This is a genomic window from Caballeronia sp. LZ003, assembly GCF_031451465.1.
GTDB lineage: Bacteria > Pseudomonadota > Gammaproteobacteria > Burkholderiales > Burkholderiaceae > Caballeronia.
Map to the genome: position 1 here is coordinate 677,945 of NZ_JARUXJ010000004.1, position 20,005 is coordinate 697,949.

At 58.1% G+C, this 20,005-nt stretch carries 17 protein-coding genes; 14 read left to right on the forward strand and 3 right to left on the reverse strand.

Annotation, left to right across the window (positions count from 1 at the left end; genetic code table 11):
* The first annotated feature begins 2 nt into the window (after positions 1-2).
* Together QCE79_RS27250 and QCE79_RS27255 are read left to right on the forward strand one after the other, a co-directional pair.
* Complete coding sequence (locus QCE79_RS27250) at positions 3-1,526, forward strand: HAMP domain-containing sensor histidine kinase (RefSeq protein ID WP_309849182.1); 1,524 nt, start codon at positions 3-5, stop codon at positions 1,524-1,526.
* Between the two features lie 760 nt (positions 1,527-2,286).
* Positions 2,287-2,688 carry a hypothetical protein gene (locus QCE79_RS27255; protein ID WP_309849185.1) on the forward strand — a complete coding sequence of 134 codons (402 nt, stop codon included), beginning with the start codon at positions 2,287-2,289 and terminating at the stop codon, positions 2,686-2,688.
* A gap of 19 nt (positions 2,689-2,707) precedes the next feature.
* Here the strand turns inward: QCE79_RS27255 and QCE79_RS27260 are convergent, their stop codons facing one another.
* On the reverse strand, positions 2,708-3,613 hold the full coding sequence (locus QCE79_RS27260; protein WP_309849188.1) for a LysR substrate-binding domain-containing protein: 906 nt from the start codon (positions 3,611-3,613) through the stop codon (positions 2,708-2,710).
* Positions 3,614-3,798: 185 nt separating this feature from the next.
* Between QCE79_RS27260 and QCE79_RS27265 the strand changes: the two genes are divergently transcribed.
* Positions 3,799-5,115, forward strand: coding sequence for an MFS transporter (locus QCE79_RS27265; RefSeq protein ID WP_309849191.1), 1,317 nt, complete (start codon positions 3,799-3,801; stop codon positions 5,113-5,115).
* 62 nt (positions 5,116-5,177) lie between these two features.
* Here the strand turns inward: QCE79_RS27265 and QCE79_RS27270 are convergent, their stop codons facing one another.
* A complete protein-coding gene (locus tag QCE79_RS27270; protein ID WP_244829665.1) occupies positions 5,178-5,864 on the reverse strand; it encodes a GntR family transcriptional regulator in 687 nt (228 codons plus the stop codon).
* Between the two features lie 234 nt (positions 5,865-6,098).
* Between QCE79_RS27270 and QCE79_RS27275 the strand changes: the two genes are divergently transcribed.
* The 8 genes from QCE79_RS27275 to QCE79_RS27310 all read left to right on the forward strand — a co-directional run bounded on the left by QCE79_RS27275 (position 6,099) and on the right by QCE79_RS27310 (position 14,954).
* On the forward strand, positions 6,099-7,643 hold the full coding sequence (locus QCE79_RS27275) for a Rieske 2Fe-2S domain-containing protein (protein WP_250493411.1): 1,545 nt from the start codon (positions 6,099-6,101) through the stop codon (positions 7,641-7,643).
* Between the two features lie 78 nt (positions 7,644-7,721).
* Positions 7,722-8,720, forward strand: coding sequence for a PDR/VanB family oxidoreductase (locus tag QCE79_RS27280; protein ID WP_309849197.1), 999 nt, complete (start codon positions 7,722-7,724; stop codon positions 8,718-8,720).
* Between the two features lie 200 nt (positions 8,721-8,920).
* Positions 8,921-9,754: a transporter substrate-binding domain-containing protein gene (locus QCE79_RS27285; protein ID WP_244829668.1), complete on the forward strand. Its 834-nt coding sequence runs from the start codon at positions 8,921-8,923 to the stop codon at positions 9,752-9,754.
* Positions 9,755-9,800: 46 nt separating this feature from the next.
* Positions 9,801-10,517, forward strand: coding sequence for an amino acid ABC transporter permease (locus tag QCE79_RS27290; protein WP_244829669.1), 717 nt, complete (start codon positions 9,801-9,803; stop codon positions 10,515-10,517).
* A gap of 14 nt (positions 10,518-10,531) precedes the next feature.
* Positions 10,532-11,182, forward strand: coding sequence for an amino acid ABC transporter permease (locus QCE79_RS27295; RefSeq protein WP_244829670.1), 651 nt, complete (start codon positions 10,532-10,534; stop codon positions 11,180-11,182).
* Positions 11,179-11,919 (forward strand): amino acid ABC transporter ATP-binding protein, encoded by a 741-nt coding sequence (locus QCE79_RS27300; RefSeq protein ID WP_244829671.1) that lies wholly within the window; start codon positions 11,179-11,181, stop codon positions 11,917-11,919. The genes QCE79_RS27295 and QCE79_RS27300 overlap by 4 nt, the downstream gene beginning before the upstream one ends.
* Before the next feature lie 14 nt (positions 11,920-11,933).
* Positions 11,934-12,695 (forward strand): IclR family transcriptional regulator, encoded by a 762-nt coding sequence (locus tag QCE79_RS27305; protein ID WP_250510051.1) that lies wholly within the window; start codon positions 11,934-11,936, stop codon positions 12,693-12,695.
* 429 nt (positions 12,696-13,124) lie between these two features.
* On the forward strand, positions 13,125-14,954 hold the full coding sequence (locus tag QCE79_RS27310) for an alpha/beta fold hydrolase (RefSeq protein ID WP_309849204.1): 1,830 nt from the start codon (positions 13,125-13,127) through the stop codon (positions 14,952-14,954).
* Here QCE79_RS27310 and QCE79_RS27315 read toward each other — a convergent pair.
* Entirely contained in the window at positions 14,942-15,430 is a 489-nt protein-coding gene (locus QCE79_RS27315) for a nucleoside deaminase (RefSeq protein ID WP_309849207.1), read from the reverse strand. The genes QCE79_RS27310 and QCE79_RS27315 overlap by 13 nt on opposite strands.
* 166 nt (positions 15,431-15,596) lie before the next feature.
* On the opposite strand from QCE79_RS27315, the gene QCE79_RS27320 reads away from it, so the two are divergent.
* The 3 genes from QCE79_RS27320 (at position 15,597) to mtnK (ending at position 19,993) form a co-directional block, all read left to right on the forward strand.
* Entirely contained in the window at positions 15,597-17,765 is a 2,169-nt protein-coding gene (locus QCE79_RS27320) for a hypothetical protein (RefSeq protein WP_404989421.1), read from the forward strand.
* A gap of 212 nt (positions 17,766-17,977) precedes the next feature.
* Positions 17,978-18,673: a GntR family transcriptional regulator gene (locus QCE79_RS27325; RefSeq protein ID WP_250467041.1), complete on the forward strand. Its 696-nt coding sequence runs from the start codon at positions 17,978-17,980 to the stop codon at positions 18,671-18,673.
* 51 nt (positions 18,674-18,724) lie between these two features.
* Entirely contained in the window at positions 18,725-19,993 is a 1,269-nt protein-coding gene (mtnK, locus tag QCE79_RS27330; protein WP_250467039.1) for an S-methyl-5-thioribose kinase, read from the forward strand.
* Positions 19,994-20,005 lie beyond the last annotated feature (12 nt).

The window sequence follows — 20,005 nt, forward strand, 5'->3', positions numbered from 1 at the left end:
TCATGAAGCTCACCCTATCGCAACGGCTTTTCGCTGTGTTTTGCGTGCTGCTGCTTGCATGCTGCGGCGCATCGGCATGGTTGCAGATTCGCGCAAGCGATTTGCGCGAGAAGGAAGTCATTCAGAGCCTGTCGCGCGGGCTCGCAGCGCATATTGCCCACGATGGCGCGCTGATGGACGCAGGCGATATCGACGCGCCCGCCGTGCGCCGTCTCTTCAGCCAGTTGATGGTGGTGAACCCGAGCGTCGAAGTCTACCTGCTCGACAATGAAGGCCGCGTTCGTGCCGACGATGCGCCTCCCGGTCATCTGAAGCGCGATCGTGTCGATCTTGCGCCCGTGCATCGTCTGATCAATGGCGCGCCGCTCCCTGTTCTGGGCGACGATCCACGCAGCATCGACAAGCGCAAAGTCTTTAGCGCCGCGCCGCTTGCCACGCCCGGCAAGCCGCCTTTCGGTTATGTCTATGTGGTTTTGCTTGGCGAAGAGCACGACGAGCTTGCGGCGAAAGCCTCGGCGAGCGCGGTCTTGCGCACCACGCTTCTGTCCATGGGACTCGTGACCTTGCTCGGACTCGTTGCGGGCGTGATCGCTTTCGGGCTCATTACGCGTCCGTTGCGCCGCTTAACCGATGCCATGCGCAGGTTCGACGCAAGCGGGGCATCGGCCGAGCCATCGCCTGTACTGTCGCACGTGGCGGCACGCGAGAACGAGCGGGACGAAATCGTGGTGCTCGAAAGCGCCTTTGCCCAAATGGCCGCGCGCATTGGCGAGCAATGGCGCGAATTGCAGCGGCAGGATCGTGAAAGACGCGAACTCGTCGTCAATATTTCACATGACTTGCGCACGCCGCTTTCTTCCTTGCATGGCTACTTGGAAACGCTTTCGCTCAAGGCCGATGTTCTTGCCGACACGGACCGCCGCCGTTATCTGTCGATCGCACTTGCGCAAAGCGCGAAGGTCGGGCATCTCGCGCAATCGCTTTTTGAACTAGCGCGGCTTGAACACGGCATGGTGCATCCCGAAGCGGAGTCGTTCTCGCTCGCCGATCTGCTGCAAGATGTGTTCGAGAAATTCGAACTGCCCGCCGATGCGCGCAAAGTGCGACTCGATGCGCATATCGAGCCGCGCCTGCCCAATGTATCGGCTGATCTTGGCATGATCGAGCGAATCCTCACGAATTTGCTCGACAACGCGATTCATCACACGCCGGAAGGCGGTACGGTCACGGTTAGGCTTGCACATTCAAACGGCCACGTGGAAGTCACGGTAAGCGATACAGGTCCCGGCATTCCAGCCGACGTGCGCGGCGTGCTCTTTCAGCGCGCTTTCGCTTCGGGAGGCAGGCATCGCGGCGGATTTGGCTTGCTGATCGTGCAGCGCATGCTTCAGTTGCATGGCAGCCAGATTCGACTCATCGATTTGGATCAAGCGGGCGCGGCGTTTAGCTTCGAGCTTCCCGCAAGCAGTGCCAGGAGCGGCGAGCATGCTCCGCAGTTGCCCGACCCATCGAATAAAAACGCTTAAAAAAGAGCCCGGCATCGCTGCCGGGCCAAATGGGACGGTCATCACCTACGCTCTTAAGCCTGAAGCAAAGCGCTTTGAGCGTTGCCCGGTTTGACCATCCGCGTGGACCTTGCTTGACTGAACGTGTTTCGTGATGGTTTTAGCCCGGAACCCTTAAATCATCCTTAAGATCGCCTGCGGCGGTTGACATTGGTGACGTTTTTAGTCAGGTGAGTTTCTAAAGCAGACCCCCGGCCTTCGTCTTATTCCCCGCATAATCATGAACCTTGGCGCACGCGTCTAAGATGCAGCAAGCAAAACATTCCGGATGACATTTTCGTGTAAGCCATTAGTACTTTCCTCGGCAAAAGTTTTCTTGGTATTCGACAATATGTTTGCTAGCATGTACTGCATCTGCATGTTTAAACTAGCGCTCCGAGTCTCAAAGCGGTCACCCGTTACCTTATTAAGTCTTTTTTGCGCCTGGTTTTCTTTAGGCGCATTGGCAATCGACAACGTTGTGCTTTCCATCTCGATCTTTGGCAACGGGCACGCACACTATGGGATATTGCGTGTCAAGCTTATTTCCGTAAGCCAGTGCAAATGCCTGCATGGTATTTTTTCGCCGTTCTAATCGCGAAAAAATTCGGCCCGAAGTGAATGCCGCGCGTTTTCTTGGCTTAAAGAATGATTTTCAGGCAAAGGTTCGCCATTCTCGATAGCTCGAATAATGGCGGCGAAATCTTGCGCTTGCGATCCGCGCAACAGACAGGGAGGGCATGTGGAAACCGAACTGAGTCTACGGCTTGCGAGAGCTTTGCGGCGCTGCGCGTCGCAAGGCTGTGTATTTCCCTATCAACGCTTTCACGCGTTATGCGGTAAAGGCTTACCGCTCGCAGAACGCTACGCCGCGCTTGAAACGGCCATAAGCGCCCTGGCTGATCTAAGGGATATGGACTACGGCGTGCTCATGGCGCTCGATTGCGGCCTGCCCGGCGCTGAGTTTTTCCAGCGTTATCTCAGGCATCGATACAGCGAGTACGTCACCTTGATGGGCGACCCGAAGTATCAGCGACAAACTCTCGCGCGCAAACGGGCGCTGGTTGCGCGTGAACGCGAGCGCGTTTTCGAACATGCGCGAGCAATCGAGGAAAAAGGCGAGAAGCAGGCTATCGCAGCCTGAAACAAGCGGCTCGATTTACTCAGGCTTCGACAGTTTCGTCGAGGCCTGCTTTCATCAGCACCCAGTCGCGAAAGCATTTCACCTTTTCGACATTGCGCTCCGTTACGCGATAGGAAAGGAAGTGCGTTTCTCTCGCAAGCGGCGCGAAGATGCCTGCCCCGAGTTCAATCAAATCGCCACGCGCCAGCTCGCGTTCGGCGAGCCGTGTCGTTTCCAGCGCGACACCCATGCCATCCGCCGCCGCCGATATCGCGAGTGCGGCACGGTCGAACGATGGTCTCGGCCCGCGCGGCATTTCCAGTTCGTTCAATGCAAACCATCCCGGCCAGGTCACGCGGCTGAGTTGCGAGTCGATGAGCGTCAGCTTACGGATCTGCTCGGCAACGGGCACTTCGTCGCGCACGAGCGCAGGCGAACAAAGCGGCACGATGCGCTCCGCTCCGAGCGCGCGCGTGATCACACCGGGACGCTCATGCGCGAAGCCATAGGAGATCGCGACATCGACTTCACGCACGCGCGCGAGATCGGCCGGCTCCGCATCCGATGACAGGCGAATGGTCACCATCGGATGCTCGCTCATGAACTCGGGCAGACGGGGCGCGAGCCACTTCGCCGCAAAGCTCGGCGCGCAGTGCACGGCTAGCACTTGCGCCTGGGGTTCGAGCGCAACCTCACCACACGCGGCTTCGATCACATCGAACACGCGTCCAAGGCTCTCATGAAGCCGGCGTCCTTCGGAGGTCGTCTCTACCCGCCGGTTGCGTCGATGAAAAAGCGGCCTGCCGAAGTACTGCTCCAGCTCCTTCACCTGATGGCTGATGGCCGATTGCGTGAGGTGCAGTTCGCTTGCGGCAAGCGTGAAGCTCTCCAGCCGCGCGGCCGCCTCGAATGCGCGCAAGAGAACGAAGTTGGGGATGCGCCTCATGGCAATTCCTTATGCATGAATGCGTGTCATGGTTCTATGAACAGGCATCGTTTGTCTTTCGTTGTGCGCGCCACGAACATGGAAGCCGTCGAGACATATCCATAACGGTCGTTCAAGGCCACGACACCGGCAATAGGCACGCGATTCATGCGACGCCGCACCTGCCCCACAACGGAGACACAACAATGAGTTCCCATAGTCCGGTTGCGTACCTGGCGGGCGACGAGTCGTCCACCTATGCAAAGGTGACATGGCGCCTGCTGCCATTTCTTTTCGTGTGTTATCTCTGCGCTTATCTCGATCGCATCAACGTGAGCTTTGCCAAGCTGCAGATGCTCAATAATCTGCATTTCAGCGAAGCGGTCTATGGAGCCGGGGCGGGCGTATTCTTTATCGGCTACCTTCTGTTCGAAGTACCAAGTAATCTGATCCTCTTGCGCGTAGGCGCTCGACGCTGGATTGCGCGCATCATGGTGACGTGGGGTGTCATCTCCGCCGGCATGATGTTCGTGACCAGCCCGACGAGCTTCTACATCATGCGCTTTTTGCTCGGTGTCGCCGAAGCTGGCTTCATTCCAGCCATCCTGCTCTACCTCACGTACTGGTTTCCGGCCTCGCGGCGCAGCAAGGTGACCGCGCTCTTCATGACTGGCATTCCGATGTCGGGCGTCGTTGGCGGACCGCTGTCGGGCTGGATCATGAGTCATATGGGCGGCATGCACGGCATTGCGGGATGGCAATGGCTCTTTCTGCTCGAAGGTATTCCGACCGCGCTCTTCGGTATCGTCGCGTTCTTTTATCTCGACGATAAAGTCGCCGATGCAAAGTGGCTCAGTGACTCGCAAAAGGCCATGCTCGAAGCGAATCTTCGCGATGAGAAGCCCGCACATGCACTGCATTCCGTGAAGGATGGCCTCTTGCATCCCAAGGTGCTGCTGCTGAGCGTGACTTACTTTTTCTTCACGATGGGCCTCTACGGCGTGAGCTTCTGGCTGCCGACGCTCGTCAAGGCAAGCGGCGTTTCCGATCCGCTCAACATCGGTCTTCTGACGGCAATTCCATATGCGGCCGGCGCCATCGCCATGCTGGCAGTCGGTCATAGCTCGGACAAGCTCGGCGAGCGTCGCTGGCATCTGGCGGGCGCGGGAATCGTCGGCGCAATCGGTCTGTATTTCAGCGTGGTGTATGCGCACTCGACCTTCTTCGGCATGATCGCGCTCACAATTGCGACCATGGGCGTGGTCACGACCATCTCGCAGTTCTGGGTCTTGCCGCCTGCGATTCTCAGCGGCGGTGCGGCAGCCGCAGGGCTCGCGCTTGCCAATTCGGTGGGCAGCATCTCGGGTGTCGTGAGCCCGTGGCTGATTGGCATCATCCAGACGCATTCGGGTTCGACCGGTAATGGTGTGCTTGGTCTTGCGGTAAGTTGCGTGATAGGCGCCCTCATGGTCTTTACGATACCGGCTGCGTTGGTGAATAGCCGCCGTCGCACGGACCGATGAAAGCAGTTCAACACGAAAAGCCCTGCAAATGCAGGGCTTTCTCGCGCGATGCCGATTCGTGTTCACGTTGCTTCCGCCTGCCTCTGTTCATTCAGTACAAGACCCAGACGCTCGACCAGATTCTTGCGCGCGTTCGCGGTATGGAGATCCGTGAGTTCGGATGCGCGTTGCGCGTCGCCTTCCGCGATTGCCGCTGCAATGGCGGCGTGCTCATCCCAGATCGACTTGCGCTGTCCCGATGCCTGCAAGACCGCGCCCATCACGCGACGCAGATGTACCCAGTGCATCTGCGCGGTATCGGCGATCAGCGGATTGCCCGAGGCTTCGTAGATGGCGCCATGAAAAGCCATGTCCGCATCGATCATCGCCTTGACATCGTCGCTTTTCGACGCGCGCCGGCCGTTCGCGATCAGCGACTTGTCGAGCTTCGCTCCACGTTCCGCCGCGAGGCGTGCGGCAAGCGAATCCAGTGCACCGCGAATCTCGTAGAGATGGCTGATCCACGCGGGATCGAGCGGGGTGACGAGCAAACCGCGACCGGGCGCGTCCTGCACGAGCCCATCTTTTTTTAGGAGCCGCAGCGCCTGCAGCACGGGTGAACGCGATACGGCGAGTTGCTCGGCGATCTCTTCCTGCGTGATGCGCGTACCAGGCGCGAGCGAGCCGGAACTGATGGCATCGAGCAAGACCTTGTAGACCTCGTCCACGTAGTCCGTGCGGGCCTGAAGCTTGAGAAGTTTGGCGGGCATGATGTCGAGCTCAATCTCTGGATACAGAATACGACAAGGTTACAGCCCGCCAGTGCGGCGGTCAACGAACGAAGCCACGCATGCTAGTCCACATTCGCGTTTACCCATAGAGACAACGCAGCAGTCCGTCGCTAATCTTTGTATACAGAGTACGGAGTTCGGTAACCGAAGTTCGGACTTCAACCATCAAAAGCAGCGGACCATATCCATCCCCACATCAGGACGAGACTCTCCATGACGATCAAATCAGACAAGCTGGAAGGGCAGAAGAGCAGTGGCGGCGCCACGCCCGCCGTCAAGAAGCTGATTCCCTTCGGCGGGTACTACACGAGCAAGGTGCCGGGCCACGATCCGGAGTTGACCGAGACCGGTCCCGGCACGCCGATGGGCGAGTACATGCGCGCGTTTTGGCATCCCATCTGCATGTCGATCGAACTGACCGATACTCCGCGTTACCTGAAAATACTTAACGAAGAACTCGTGGCGTTCCGTGACGGCAGCGGAAGGATTGGTGTGCTGCACGCGCATTGCGTGCATCGCGGCGCATCGCTCGAGTACGGTGCCATTCAAGAACACGGCATCATGTGCTGCTATCACGGCATGGTGTTCGATGTGGATGGCGCGTGTCTTCACGTACCGTTCCCTAAGGGCGAAGAAAAAGAGGCCGAGAAGTATGCCTGTTCGATTCGTCAAGGCGCTTATAAAGCCGTCGAACGTAACGGCCTGGTGTTCGCTTATATGGGGCCGCCCGAGAACGAGCCGCCGTTCCCTGAATGGGAAGGCGACTACACGGTGCTGCCCGGCGATGAACTCGTCCCCTACAGCAACTTCCAGCATTGCAACTGGCTGCAAGTGCAGGACAACGCCGCCGACAACTATCACCCGACCGCGCTGCATGCGGCCAAGAACGTCGTCAATGGCAACTTCCAGGGCACGACGTTCGATGAAGTCGGCGCGGCCTCGATGGAAGTCGCTCCCGATATGCATTTTCAACCGGTGCAGCAAGGCCGAAGTCTCGCTTGTGCGGGCGCGCGCCGCGTGAACAAGGATCGTCTCTTCGTGCGGGTGCAGCATCAGGTGCTGCCGAACTTGAGTCTGCATGCATATACGTCGGAGGACGGTTCGAAGAAGAAGCTCTTTAGCCGCTTTCATATCGTGCGCTGGACCGTGCCTGTTGACGACCAAAACAGCAAGATGATCGGCTGGCGCGTGATGGGTCCGGGGATCGACACACGCGGTGTGGGCAAGAAGGAAATGGTCGGCTACGAGTCGATCGACTTTCTCGAAGGGCAAGTCGCCATGCGTCGTCCAGAGCGCTTTGGCAAGTACAAGATCGAAGATATCGTACCGATTCCGCCGAACCATCGCGAGCGCGAGACTTATAAGGAAGCGCAATACGCACCGGGCGATTACGAAGCGATCATTTCGCAGCGGCCCATTGCCGTGCACGCGCTCGAGAATCCGACGAAGTTCGATGCGGGCCTCTTCCTCTTCCGCAAGATGTTGCGCGATGCGGTGCGCGGTTCGAACCCGGCGGCATCCGCGCAGAATTTCGCCGATTGGTTTCGCGAGAACGCCGGCTCGCCCAACAGCTTCTGCTCGGGCAACGTGTTCGAAATTCCCGAGGGCAAGACCGTTGAAGAAGAAGTCACGCGTCGTCGCGCCGTCACCAAGAAGATCGTCGCCATTCTCGCGCAGAGCGAGACGATGAAGGGTGATGAGCGCGCTAACTTCGTGCGGCAAAGCTTCGAGGAACTCGAGCAATCGATGAAGCAATAGCGGCTTATGGCGAAGGCGCTTTGACCAATGCCGAGCGCTTTCGCAAGCCCGCCGTTCATCGATCGAGGAGACGCAACCATGTCGACACAACCCATATCAACCGACCGCCAGGCACAGACGCTGCAATTGATGGTGCGACAAGTCCGCTTCGAAGGACGCGGCATCAACTCCTATGAGTTCGTCGATCCTGAGGGACATGCATTGCCGCCGTTCACGGCTGGCGCGCATCTGGACATCCATCTTGCAGGCGGCGTGATCCGTCAGTATTCCATCTGCAATGCGCCGCGCGAACGGCATCGCTATGTGATTGCCGTTCTGCGCGATGAGCGCGGACGCGGTGGCTCGAGAGCACTGCACGAGCAACTGCGCGTACAGGACATCGTGAAGGTGAGTCTTCCGCGCAATAACTTTAGTCTCGTCGATGGCGCGCGTCGCGTGTTACTGATCGCAGGCGGTATCGGCGTCACGCCGCTCAAGGCGATGGCGCATGAACTGGACGACGCCGGCATCGACTACGAGATGCATTACTGCACCAGGGACGCAAGCTGCGCCGCGTTTGCTGACGAGTTCGAATCGATGCGCGCAAGCGGAAAGCTGCACCTGCATTTCGATGGCGGCGACCCGGCCACGGGCCTCGATCTGCGCCGGTTGCTCGACGCACCGCGCGAAGGCGAGCATGTGTATTACTGCGGCCCAGGCGGCTTCATGAAGGCATGCGCCGATGCCGCCGGGCACTGGCCCACCGGCACGGTGCACTTCGAGCATTTCAAGGCGCCGGAGCGCAATCTCGACGATGAAGCCGCCAACGATGCACTTGACAGTTTCACCGTGCGCATTGCGAGTACGGGACAAGAGATCGAGGTATCTAAGGAAGAAAGCATTGCAGACGCGTTGGCACTGGCAGGCGTACCGATTGAAACCTCTTGTTGCGCAGGTCTATGCGGCACCTGCAAAGTGCGCTATCTCGAAGGCGAAGTCGAACACAACGACTGCATTCTCGGCGACGACGAAAAGACCGAATTTCTCACGGCGTGTGTATCGCGTGCGACGAGCAGGGTGCTGGTGCTGGATCTTTAGCAAGCGCTTGAACCACCACGAAGGGCAGACAAAGAAATTTGTCTGCCCTTTTTCTTCGCGAGCGTCTAATCCATCCACGCGTAAACCCGCTTGCCTCAAGTTTTTTTTAGTGGAAGACTTGCCTCCCATCTGCCGCGTCGGATACGTGTCCGATATATCGGACAAGCCTCAAACGGATTTTCCTCTTGCGAGATGCACACATGAAACTTGTTAGAGAAAGCGCGCGCTTTGCTCGTTGGGTTGCAATTGCCGGCCTTGTCGCGTTGGCGGCCTGTTCGAAAGTCGAAGCACCAGCGCAGGATGGGGCGGCAAGCTCAACGCTTAAGACCGTTTTGCAACGCGGCACCTTGCGCGTAGGCGATTGCTTGAGCTTTGCGCCCTTCGGTTTCTATAACAAGGACGGCCAGCCGGACGGCTACGACGTCGATCTCGCTAAGGAACTCGCTAAACAAATGGGCGTAAAGCTCGAAGTGGTCAACACCACCAGCGCCAACCGCATTCCAAATCTGCAGACGAGTAAGGTGGATGTCGTGTTCTGCAATTTCACTCGCAATCTCGAACGGGCCAAGGAAATTGCCTTTACCAATCCGTACGTGGTGGCGAGTGAAGCGCTGCTGGTCAAGAAATCGAGCGGGATCAAATCCATCAAGGACATGAGCAACCGCACGATTGCCACCGTCAAAGGCTCGACCAACGGCGACGAAGTGCGCTCACTCAACATGCAGGTGAAGATTCAGGAATTCGACAGCTCGCAAGCCGCCATTCTCGCCGTCAAGCAAGGCCAGGCTGACGCGATGATCGAAGACAACAACTTTCTCGCATACCAGGCATCGCTCGATCAGGAACTTACCGTCACTGACGAAGCCCTCGTGCCGCTTGAATACAACGCGTTCGGCGTCAAGGCCGGCGATCAGGTCTGGCTCAACTATCTGAACCTGTTCCTGTTCCAGATCAACGCGTCCAAGCAGAACGCGCAGCTCTATAAAAAATGGTTTGGGCAAGAGCCGCGTTTCCCGCTCAACCCGCAATATTAATTTAACCGTGACGCCGGTTGCGTGACGTCCAACGTGAGGAAAAATCATGGGCTATGAATGGTTGACGCTTGCTGGCTATTTCAGCGACTTCCTGCATGCCGCATGGCTCACGCTGCAAATCACGCTGCTGGCGTTCATTCTTGCGATGGCGCTCGGTCTTTTGACGGCGCTTGCAAGCGGGTCCAAGAGCCGCGTGCTGCGCGGAATCGCAAGCGTTTATATCGAAGTCATCCGCAACACGCCGGTCCTGCTGCAGATATTCATCGTGTTCTTCGGCTTGCCGTCCCTTGGCATTACGCTCGATGCTTATACAGCAGGCGTGATCGCACTAGGGGTGAACGTAGGCGCTTATCTGGCGGAAGTGTTTCGGGCGGGCATCCAGTCGGTGCCCAAGGGTCAGCTCGAAGCGGCATCGATTCTCGGACTAGAGCGCTCGCAGATCTTCACGCAAGTGGTCTTGCCGCAAGCGGCACGCGCTGTTTATCCGGCTATCGTCAACAACCTGATCCAGCTTTTGCTCGGCACGTCGCTGCTTTCCGCGATTGCACTGCCCGAGTTGAGCGGTACGGCGACCGTCATCAATTCGCGTACGCTGCTTTACGTACAGACTTTCACGGTCACGCTTCTTGCCTATCTCGTGCTCAGCAACCTGCTTTCCTGGGCTGCAGGGCAGATTGGCTTGAGGCTCTTTCACCCGCCGCTCGTCATCAGGAAGCCTTCGCGCCGATCGTTCATGCTGCGCCGTCCTGCCGCGCGCACTTAATCGGAGAGCGAGACATGTCGAGCGATTTATTGACGACGAGCCTGTCGATCCTTTTGCAAGGGCTCTTGATGACGCTGGCCTTGTCGGCCGCGTCGATCGTGGGCGGTACGGTAATCGGTCTTCTGGCCGCCGTGCTTCGTTCTTTCGGGCCTTGGGGCACCGACAAGATTGCAAGGCTCTACACCGAACTCTTCCGCGGCACGCCAGTGCTCATCACACTGATGTTCATCTATTTCGGCGTGTCCTACTTCGGCTATGCCATCGATGTCTTTGCCGCCGGAGTCGTCGGCTTGAGCGTTTATCAAGGCGCGTATATCGCCGAAGTATTTCGCTCAGGCATCGAGGCGGTCCCTAAAGGACAGTGGGAAGTCTCGCAGATTCTCGGTCTCTCCAAAGCGCAAGCGTTCTTCTCCGTAGTCTTGCCGCAGACCGGCCGGATCGTTTTGCCACCGCTGGTCGGGCAATATCTCTCGCTTATCAAGGACACGTCGATCGTTAGCATGATCGGCATGTCGGAGTTGATGCACGGCGGCCAGGCGATCGTCGATCGCGTGGGCAAGCCAGTCGAGATTTATGGCCTCGTCGCCATACTGTATTTCATAGTGTGCTTTCCGCTGTCGCAGTGGGTGCGCCGTCACGACCGTAGAAGGAGCGTGCTGTCATGAGTGAAGCGTCGATCATCAACCTCGCGGGCGTGAGCAAGTCGTTCGGTGCCACGCAAGTGCTGCGGGAAATCAATCTCGATGTGAGGCTTGGCGAAGTGCTTGTCTTGATCGGCGCATCGGGCTCGGGCAAGAGCACCGTGTTGCGTATCATGAGCGGCCTTGAAACCGCGGATGCGGGCGAAGTGTGGGTCAACCAGGTGCCGCTGCACGATGCACGTCGCGCTAAAGAAATTCGTGGACATGTGGGCATGGTGTTTCAGCAGTTCAATCTGTTCCCGCACAAGACCGCGCTCGGCAATGTCACGCTTGCACTCATCAAGGCGCGCAAAATGAGTCCCGCCGATGCCAAGAAGCGCGCCATGGATGCGCTCGACCGTGTCGGCCTCGCCGATCGTGCGACGCATTATCCGAGTCAATTGTCGGGCGGCCAGCAACAACGCGTGGCCATTGCACGCGCACTCGCCGTTGAGCCAGGCATCATGTTCTTCGACGAGGCGACTTCCGCGCTCGATCCGGAACTCGTCGGCGAAGTGACCGAAGTCATGCGCGGACTGGCGCGCGATGGCATGACGATGGTCGTCGTCACGCACGAAATGGGTTTTGCGCGCAAGACGGCGGATCGCGTGGTGTTCATGGACAAGGGCGTGATTGCAGAGCAGGGCGCACCCGAGCAAATCTTCGTGAATCCGCAGAACGAACGCACGCGGCAGTTTCTGCATCGCGTGCTGGATCATTGAGCGGAGCCCGGCCGATGTCGACAGTGGAAACGTCGCGTGCGCGCGGGGTGGATCGGGTCGTGGCGATCATGAAGCAATTGCATCTAGCTCGCAGGCCGCTTGCGATGCGCGAATTGATCGAAGCGACTGGCGCGCCGCGTTCGAGCATCTACGAACTGGTTGCAATTTTAAGCGAGGCGGGTCTACTGGAAGCGGGCCCCGACGGCAGCATCTTCTTTGGCCGCGAGATGCATTACTACGGCTCCGATTATGCGGTGCACAACGATCTGATCAGCCGCGCGCATCAGTCCATTCTCGCGCTAGTGCGCAGCCACGACGAGACCGCGCAACTGTGCATGCTCGAAGGCGACAAATACACGGTCGTGCTTTCAGAAAACAGTTCTCGACCTTTCAATATCAGTTCGGATATTGGCGTTAAGGTCCCCATTCCCTGGACGGCATCGGGCAGGCTGCTGCTAGGTCATTTGAGCGGCGACGCAATTCGCGCGCTCATTCCTGATGAAGACTTCGTTCTGGACAACGGCAAGCGAGTAAATTTCACAGACTTCCTCGCCGATGTGGAACGCGCAAGGGAGCAGGGCTTCTGCTGCACGACAGGCTTGTCGCATACGTTTCGCTATTGCATGGCCGCGCCCGTTCGCGATCGTTCTGGTTTGGCCGTCGCGGCGCTCTGCTTCATGACGAGTCGCGACACCGATCCAGAGAAACGCGATCTCATGCTTGACGACCTCATTCGCTCGGCACGCGCCTTATCGCAACCTCATAGGCGCGGATGATTCGCCGCTTTGCGAAAAGCCAAAAGCCAAAAAAATATAAGCAAACCCTAAAAAGCTCTGTGCGATGCCGCGCGGAGTGTTTGCAGTTAAGCGCATTTGCCAGACAAGACATCATGCACCCCATGCAATGATCGCCAATAGATAGTCCGTTTGAACAAAATTCGCGTCGGCACATCGCAAGTGCTAAGCGGGCTTAATATAATTGGTGACAAGTAACCCTCGCTGCATGGCGGCGCAAAGCCCGGAGAGAAGCTTTGCGCAACGCCCGACTAGGACTAGCTGGAGTCCCGTGTCGATGGGAATAGCACTTGCTGCCCGTTCCCTTTGTGCCTGCAGTTGTCCAAGCATAATAATGACGCATGCAGGCTGGCGGTTTCGAAGGCACTCGTTGCTTACGTCTGAACACCGCCAAAGACGAGGAAAATACAAATGAGACCGGTGGTTTTCGGCAAAAGATTCGGATGGCTGCACGCAGGCGCCGGCACGCGCGGCGTCGTTCTCTGCAACACCTATGGCCACGAATATGTGTGGACTTATAGCGGCCTGCGTCACCTGGCAGACGCTCTTGCGGCCCGCGGCTTGTGGGTCTTGCGCTTCGACTATCTCGGCACGGGGGATTCAGCCGATCTAGAGGCAGGACAAGACCTGTTCGATTCGGCGGTGGATGACATCGGTGCAGCCGTCGATTTCCTCAAGGAACAGACGGGTATCGAACACGTCACGCTAGCGGGCTTTCGGGTCGGTGCCGCGTTCGCTTTGGCTGCGGCGCTCAAGCGTCCCGTCGACGATCTCGCCTTGCTTGCGCCAGTCGTGAGCGGACGCACCTATATCCGCGAACTCGGCGCAGTGCGCAAGACCTGGCTCGACCAGCTCGCACCGCCCCTTCGCGAAGCGCAACCCAAGACTGGTCCGCTCAACGTGCTGGGTCAGGTTTATGACGATACCTTCAGGGACCGGCTTGAAAAGATCGATCTCGCGTCGCAAGTGAAAAGTGCGGCCATTGCGCCCGCCAATCGCGTATTGCTGATGCACGCACGAACGAGCTCGAAAGACCCGCTGCTGGATGCGCTCAGTGGGCTTGGCGTCGATACGCAGACACAACCCTTTGAAGATTTGCTCGGCTTCATTCAAGAGTCGGCATTCACGGTATTGCCCAAGGCTGCTTTGGCAACGGCCACTGAGTGGATTGCAAACGGCGCGCTCGAAGCAGGCCCCGTTAATACATCGGCTGCGGCACATGACGTGTGGCCAGATCTCGTCATCGAAACGCCGGAGGCTGTCGAGCGTCCCGTGCGAATGGACGAACAAGGACTCGTAGGCGTGCTGTGCGAGCCGCGTCATGGTGCAGCGCGTGGCCCTGTGTTTGTCATGACGAATACGGCGGCGAGTTCACGCGTAGGCGATAGCCGGCTTTCCGTGCGGATTGCACGCGAGCTAGCATCACGTGGTATTGCTTCATTGCGCTTCGATGCACGCGGCCGTGGCGACAGTCCGCTTCCTTCGGGCGATGTGCAGTCAGACACGCCCTTCGGCAGAATCTATAACGTGGTCGCAACCGAAGACACTGGCGTCGCCGCGCGTTGGTTGTCCCGGCAAGGCTACAAGACGATTTATGCGTTCGGCATTTGTTCAGGTGCGTATCACGCTTTGAAGGCAGCGGTCAGCGAGAGCGTTATTACCGGCGTGATTTCGGTGAATATCCCTACGTTCAAGCGTCCCGAGGATAAAACGCCCGAAGCGTTGCGCGAATCCACACGCAACTCCATGGCGGGTTATGCGTTCTCCATGCTCGATCCGCAGAAGTGGAAAGCCATTTTGCGCGGCGATAAGAATCTGCTTCGCGTAATGGGCTTTATCGGCGGCTACATGCTCACGCGTGCGCGTTCACGTGTTGTCGATGTCTTGAGGCTCGACAGCCTGAGCAAAACGCCGCCCGAGCAGGCCACTACACCCATGCCGATCATTCGCGCGCTCGACGCTAGAGGCGTGAACACGGTGCTGGTCTACGGCGCCTACGATGCGGGCCTGGACTTGCTCGCCGCGCATTGCGGCAAGCTGGGCGCCCGACTCAAGCGGCTTCGTTCAGTGCGTGTCGCAACTTACGCCGATGTCGATCATTCGCTGTTCAATGCCGCGAGTCTTCCGCAAGTGATCGCGTTGTGCGAGTCGGTCATCACGCAGACGAACGTGCAGACCGAAGTTCCAGGCGTGTCGCAACAGCGAAACCATAGCAGCGCACTGACCGATCAACGCGTTTGATGCTTCTGCATATAAGCGACATGTAGTGCACGCACGCGTTCTGCAAGGTCGTCGACGGGGCCATCCACGATTGCTCCGTCGATCACCTCTTCAATGGGCAACGCGCGAACAGGGCCGGTCCCAGCACCGAGTTCCTCACGCCAGCGCGTGAACTGCGTAGTCGAACTCGCATAGACGATTCGCCCAAGCCCCACCCATGCATGCGCCGCCGAGCACATCGGACAATGCTCACCCGATGTGTAGACCACGGCATTCTTGCGCGCGGGCTCGCTCATAATTTCCGCTGCCCACTTTGCAATAGCGAACTCAGGATGCAAGGTCTTGTCGCCCGTGCTGATGCGGTTACGATCCTCAAAGAGCACGTGACCGTCGCTCGCCACCAGTAGGGAACCAAAGGGTTCATCGCCTTGGACGAGCGCTTCTTTAGCCAGTTCGATGCATCGTTCGAGATGTTTCCTGTCCACGCTATCTATCATTCGACCTCTCCGTTGTTTGCTCGCCTTCTTGCACATTGAACACGCCTCAATAAACCGGATTCAAGCATTCGTACCGACCGCCGTTAAGAAGAAAACAGGCCTTTTCTTCATATCATTAGGGTCGTAACTCGATTTCGCTTTGCAGCGGTTTGCCTGGGTGCAAGTGATGAACGTTTCATGTTTCCTAGCGGTATGGCTAATGGTGTTCAGCCTTGCCAGCGGCGCGCGCGCGGCTACGTCGCCGCTCAATTACACCACGTCCTGGATAGGCAACACTTTCGGCTTTGGCGATGGCAAGTGGATGCAGCAGGACATACAAGCCATCCGCGTTGCACCGGACGGAACCGTCTATACCAATAGTCCGTGGGATGAAAGCGGCGCCGAGATCGCGGCGTATCGCAATGGCGACCGCATCGCGGTGGCGGGCGCGACGCATGGTTGGGGCGCGGCGGGCGGCGACGCCATTGCATCGAACAGCACATACCTCTATGCGGCGATGTCCATCGGCAATCAAGGCGGTGGCCTCGTCGGCGCGGATTATCCGCCCAACGGTTATACGTGGTTCGGCATTACGCGACGCACGATCGCCAACATCGCCAAGGGCGCGTCTTTTACGGGCGGCGCCGGCAACAGCGCGAATGCTACCAAGAACAGTTTCCTGATCGTGGCGACTGTGCCGGCCGGAACGGACGCGGGCATTCGCGGCCTGGCCGCTAACGATAGCGAGCTTTTTGTTTCCGACGCGTCGAGCAATCAGATCGTTGTGTTCGATGCCAACACGATGAGGCGTAATCGCGCGTTCAACGTGACATCACCGGGACGCATGGCACTCGATATAGACGGCACGCTTTGGGTCATTACAGGCACGTTCAACGGACACCCCGCCATTGCACATTATTCGACGACAGGCGCGATACTCGGCGGCGTGCCGATACTCCCCATAGGAACGATACCCGCGGATATCGCGGTCACTCCATCGGGTGATCTTTATATCGCGGATAACGGCGTGGGCCAGCAGATCTTGCCTTTCCGAAAGAACGCGGCGCTAACTGCGGTCGGCACGCTCAAGGGCGTGAATCATGCGACCGCTGGCACGATCGAAGCAGGGCGCTTCAACTCGGTCACGGGTATCGGTTTCGATCAGGCCGGCAATTTGTACGTTGGACAAAACGGCGAAGGCCCGCGAGCTTTGAACTCTGCCTCGGTGGGAACGGGCGCGGTGCTGCAGGCTTTCAAAGGCGTCACACGTTCTATTACATGGGAACTGGACGGTCTCGTGTTCGTCGATGGCGCGAGCTTCGATCCCGGCGCGCCGAACACCATCTATACCGGCTCGAAAGTCTTCACGATGGACTGGAGCAAGGCGCCCGGCAAGCAATGGACGTACACGGCGCATACCGTGGACCGCTTCACTTTTCCTGATGACCCTTCGATTCACTTCGGACGCGCGGTGCGTGGCCAGCCGATGGTACGGCGCCTGAACGGCAACCGGCCGTATCTATTCACGCTCGATCCATATTCGCATCAGCTCTATGTGCATCGCTTCGACGCCGCGCACGGTTATACGGCAATACCATCGGTCATGTTCGCCGAGTCCTATATTTCAGGCGGTTTTCCAGCGAATCAACCGGCCTATGGCGAATGGATGTGGCGCGACATCAATGGCGATGGCCATCTCGACACGAGCGAATTCATAGGCAATCCATCGACGGGGAGTCTGATAGGCAACAGCTTCATCTGGGTCGATTCCCTTGGCAACGTATGGTTCGGTACCCCGACGAGCGGCATACGAGAAATGCCGCTGCAGGGCTTCGATGCCTTGGGCAATCCGCTTTACACCTATGCATCGGCGAAGACTTATACGATGCCAGCGCCTTTCACGCGCATTGGCCGAGTGCTTTACGTGCCTGAGACCGACACGATGTATATATCGGGCTTCACGCAAACCATTCCCTATGATGCCGCGCGCTGGAAAGAGGCCGGCCCATATCTCGCGCGTTACGACAACTGGACTCGCGGGCCGCGCGTCATGACCTATCTCATCGCGCTGCCTTGGGACACGACGGCCAACCCCGTAATCACGCCCGTGGGACTTGCGACAGCGGGCAATTACCTCTTTGTTGCGGGCCTCTTCACGCAGAAGGTTTATGTGTACGACGCGCGCACCGGCGCACACGTGGGCTGCATGTCGCCGGGCGCGAACGTAGGCTGGACTAGCGGCTATGTCGATGTGGAACTAGGTATCAGCGCCACGCTAAGGGCCAATGGTGAATTCGACATTCTTTTGGAAGACGATGCACGCGCCAAGATTCTGATGTACCAGTGGAAGCCATGAATTCTTGGCGCAGTGCAACGCGCCAACAAGTCAGATGCGGCAAGCAAATGATTATGGCCTTGCTGCAACCGCAAAGCCGTTCATCGTTATCACCAGCTATTGAGCCTACAAAATATCCAAGGGAAAGTCCTAAGAAAAACATCTGATGTCTGATGTATATTTGACTGCATGCTACCGAAGAGAGCAACATGCGTCTAAGCGTAGAGCGTTCAATGAGCGACAAGATTCAAGAGTCGCTCCTGACCATGATCCGTGAGCGCAAGCTCAAGCCGGGCGATCAGATTCCCACGGAACTGGAACTCTGCGAATTGCTCGGGGTAGGCCGTTCGAGTTTGCGTGAAGCCGTTGCTCAGATGATCTCGCACGGTCTGCTGTCTCGGGTTCAAGGTCGCGGCACCTTCATCAGACAAATTTCGCTGAAGTTGCAGGGCGGTCTGGATGATCTGATGTCCGTAACCGACATGATCAAGAGCGTCGGCGCCGTGCCTTCAACGAGTCGCATACAGATGGATACCATTGCGGCATCGGAGAGTTTGTCGGAAAGACTCGGCATCGAGCTTGGGGCGCCGTGCGTACGTATCGAACGCGTGCGCCGCGCGGACGACGCCGTAGCCGCCTATTGCATCGACACCATTCCGAAGACGCTCTTCGATGCAGCGGACGGTGAAGTCGGCGAATCGCTTTTCGGCATGTTTGCGCGCACGGGCCGGCGTCTGTCGCATACGCATACGTCGATACAGCCGACCATCCTCACGCCGCGCGATCTGCCGGAACTCGGAGACGGCTTCGGTTTGTTTCTCCTGCTGGACGAAGTGGATTTCGATCAGAGCGGGGAACCGCTCTGCTATAGCAACGACTACTACAACACGAGCATTTTCAAATTCGATCTGGTGCGCAAGCGTCGCTAAGACAATCTTGCGTTTAGACGCGCACCAGAAGCAACATCGGAGGAGACACCGATGGAGTTCGAGGCTTTTACCGCAAGCGAGCTTGCCGCGTATCTCGGCGCAATTCCCGAGATACGTGCGCTGCTTGGCGAGCCGCACGATCTGGAAGTGGCCGAAGTCGGCGACGGCAACCTGAACTATGTGTACTTCGTGACGAACACGAAGGCGCCGGAACGCAGCGTCGTCGTCAAGCAGGCGCCGCCTTTTTTAAGACTAGTCGGCAAGACGTGGCCGTTGTCGTGTCAGCGCATGGAGCATGAGGTAGCGGCGTTACGCCGCTTCGGTGCGCTATGTCCGCGGCATGTGCCGAAGGTGTATCACGCTGACGGCAAGCGCTTTCTGATGGTGATGCAAAGGCTTGCCTCGCATCGCATTTTGCGGCAAGGCCTGATGGATGGCGTCGTCTATCCGAAGCTCGCCGCGCATCTGTCGACGTATCTTGCGCAAACGCTTTTCCACGGGTCCGATCTGTTTCTTGCGCCGGACATCAAGAAAGAGGCCATGAGCGCGGCGGTCAATTCCGAGCTGTGCAAAATCACCGAGGACCTCGTCTTTACGTTTCCTTTCGAAGATCATCCGTCGAACGTGTACAGCGCCGCATTGCCTGCGTCATCGCTTGAACGACTGAGGACCAGCGAAGCGTTGCGCATTGCCGCGGGCGACATGAAATGGGCGTTCATGAATCACGCCGAGACCTTGCTGCATGGCGATCTGCACACCGGCTCGATCATGGTCAACAAAGACGAAACCTTCGTGATCGATCCGGAATTCTCGTTCTACGGACCGATGGGCTTCGATATCGGCGCGGTGCTCGCAAACCTGCTGCTCGCGTATTTTTCGCGCGACTGGCATGGCCGTATAGACGATCGAGATCCTTCCGGCTATCAGGAATGGTTGCTCGTTCAAGTGGCCGAGGTCTGGAATGGCTTTAGCGCGCAATTTCTAAAGCTGTGGCGCGAGCACGAAAGCCGTAGCGGACGCGGCTTTATAGGCGGTCACGCAGAAGCGCGATCTGTCGAAGGTTATCGCACGCACTTCATGCGTCGGCTGCTAGCGGATACGCTCGGCTTCGCTGGCTGCAAGATGATTCGGCGCATTGTCGGCATGGCGAAGGTCGCGGACATCACGCGCATTCCAGATGCTCAGGCGAGGGCGCGTATCGAAGTGCGCTGTCTGCGTTGCGCGGAAGACCTGCTGGTCAAGCGCGCGACGCTTGGCAGTATCGAACAGGTCGTCATGCTTGCGCGCGAGGTTCAGCGCGAAACAATCACACATGCATAGTCCACTCGGAGC

Coding starts and splice junctions, on each gene's coding strand:
- QCE79_RS27315 (WP_309849207.1), bottom strand. CDS start 15,430: ATGATAGATAGCGTGGACAGGAAACATCTCGAACGATGCATCGAACTG.
- QCE79_RS27265 (WP_309849191.1), top strand. CDS start 3,799: ATGAGTTCCCATAGTCCGGTTGCGTACCTGGCGGGCGACGAGTCGTCC.
- QCE79_RS27320 (WP_404989421.1), top strand. CDS start 15,597: ATGAACGTTTCATGTTTCCTAGCGGTATGGCTAATGGTGTTCAGCCTT.
- QCE79_RS27280 (WP_309849197.1), top strand. CDS start 7,722: ATGTCGACACAACCCATATCAACCGACCGCCAGGCACAGACGCTGCAA.
- QCE79_RS27310 (WP_309849204.1), top strand. CDS start 13,125: ATGAGACCGGTGGTTTTCGGCAAAAGATTCGGATGGCTGCACGCAGGC.
- mtnK (WP_250467039.1), top strand. CDS start 18,725: ATGGAGTTCGAGGCTTTTACCGCAAGCGAGCTTGCCGCGTATCTCGGC.
- QCE79_RS27325 (WP_250467041.1), top strand. CDS start 17,978: ATGAGCGACAAGATTCAAGAGTCGCTCCTGACCATGATCCGTGAGCGC.
- QCE79_RS27285 (WP_244829668.1), top strand. CDS start 8,921: ATGAAACTTGTTAGAGAAAGCGCGCGCTTTGCTCGTTGGGTTGCAATT.
- QCE79_RS27250 (WP_309849182.1), top strand. CDS start 3: ATGAAGCTCACCCTATCGCAACGGCTTTTCGCTGTGTTTTGCGTGCTG.
- QCE79_RS27275 (WP_250493411.1), top strand. CDS start 6,099: ATGACGATCAAATCAGACAAGCTGGAAGGGCAGAAGAGCAGTGGCGGC.
- QCE79_RS27295 (WP_244829670.1), top strand. CDS start 10,532: ATGTCGAGCGATTTATTGACGACGAGCCTGTCGATCCTTTTGCAAGGG.
- QCE79_RS27260 (WP_309849188.1), bottom strand. CDS start 3,613: ATGAGGCGCATCCCCAACTTCGTTCTCTTGCGCGCATTCGAGGCGGCC.
- QCE79_RS27305 (WP_250510051.1), top strand. CDS start 11,934: ATGTCGACAGTGGAAACGTCGCGTGCGCGCGGGGTGGATCGGGTCGTG.
- QCE79_RS27290 (WP_244829669.1), top strand. CDS start 9,801: ATGGGCTATGAATGGTTGACGCTTGCTGGCTATTTCAGCGACTTCCTG.
- QCE79_RS27270 (WP_244829665.1), bottom strand. CDS start 5,864: ATGCCCGCCAAACTTCTCAAGCTTCAGGCCCGCACGGACTACGTGGAC.
- QCE79_RS27300 (WP_244829671.1), top strand. CDS start 11,179: ATGAGTGAAGCGTCGATCATCAACCTCGCGGGCGTGAGCAAGTCGTTC.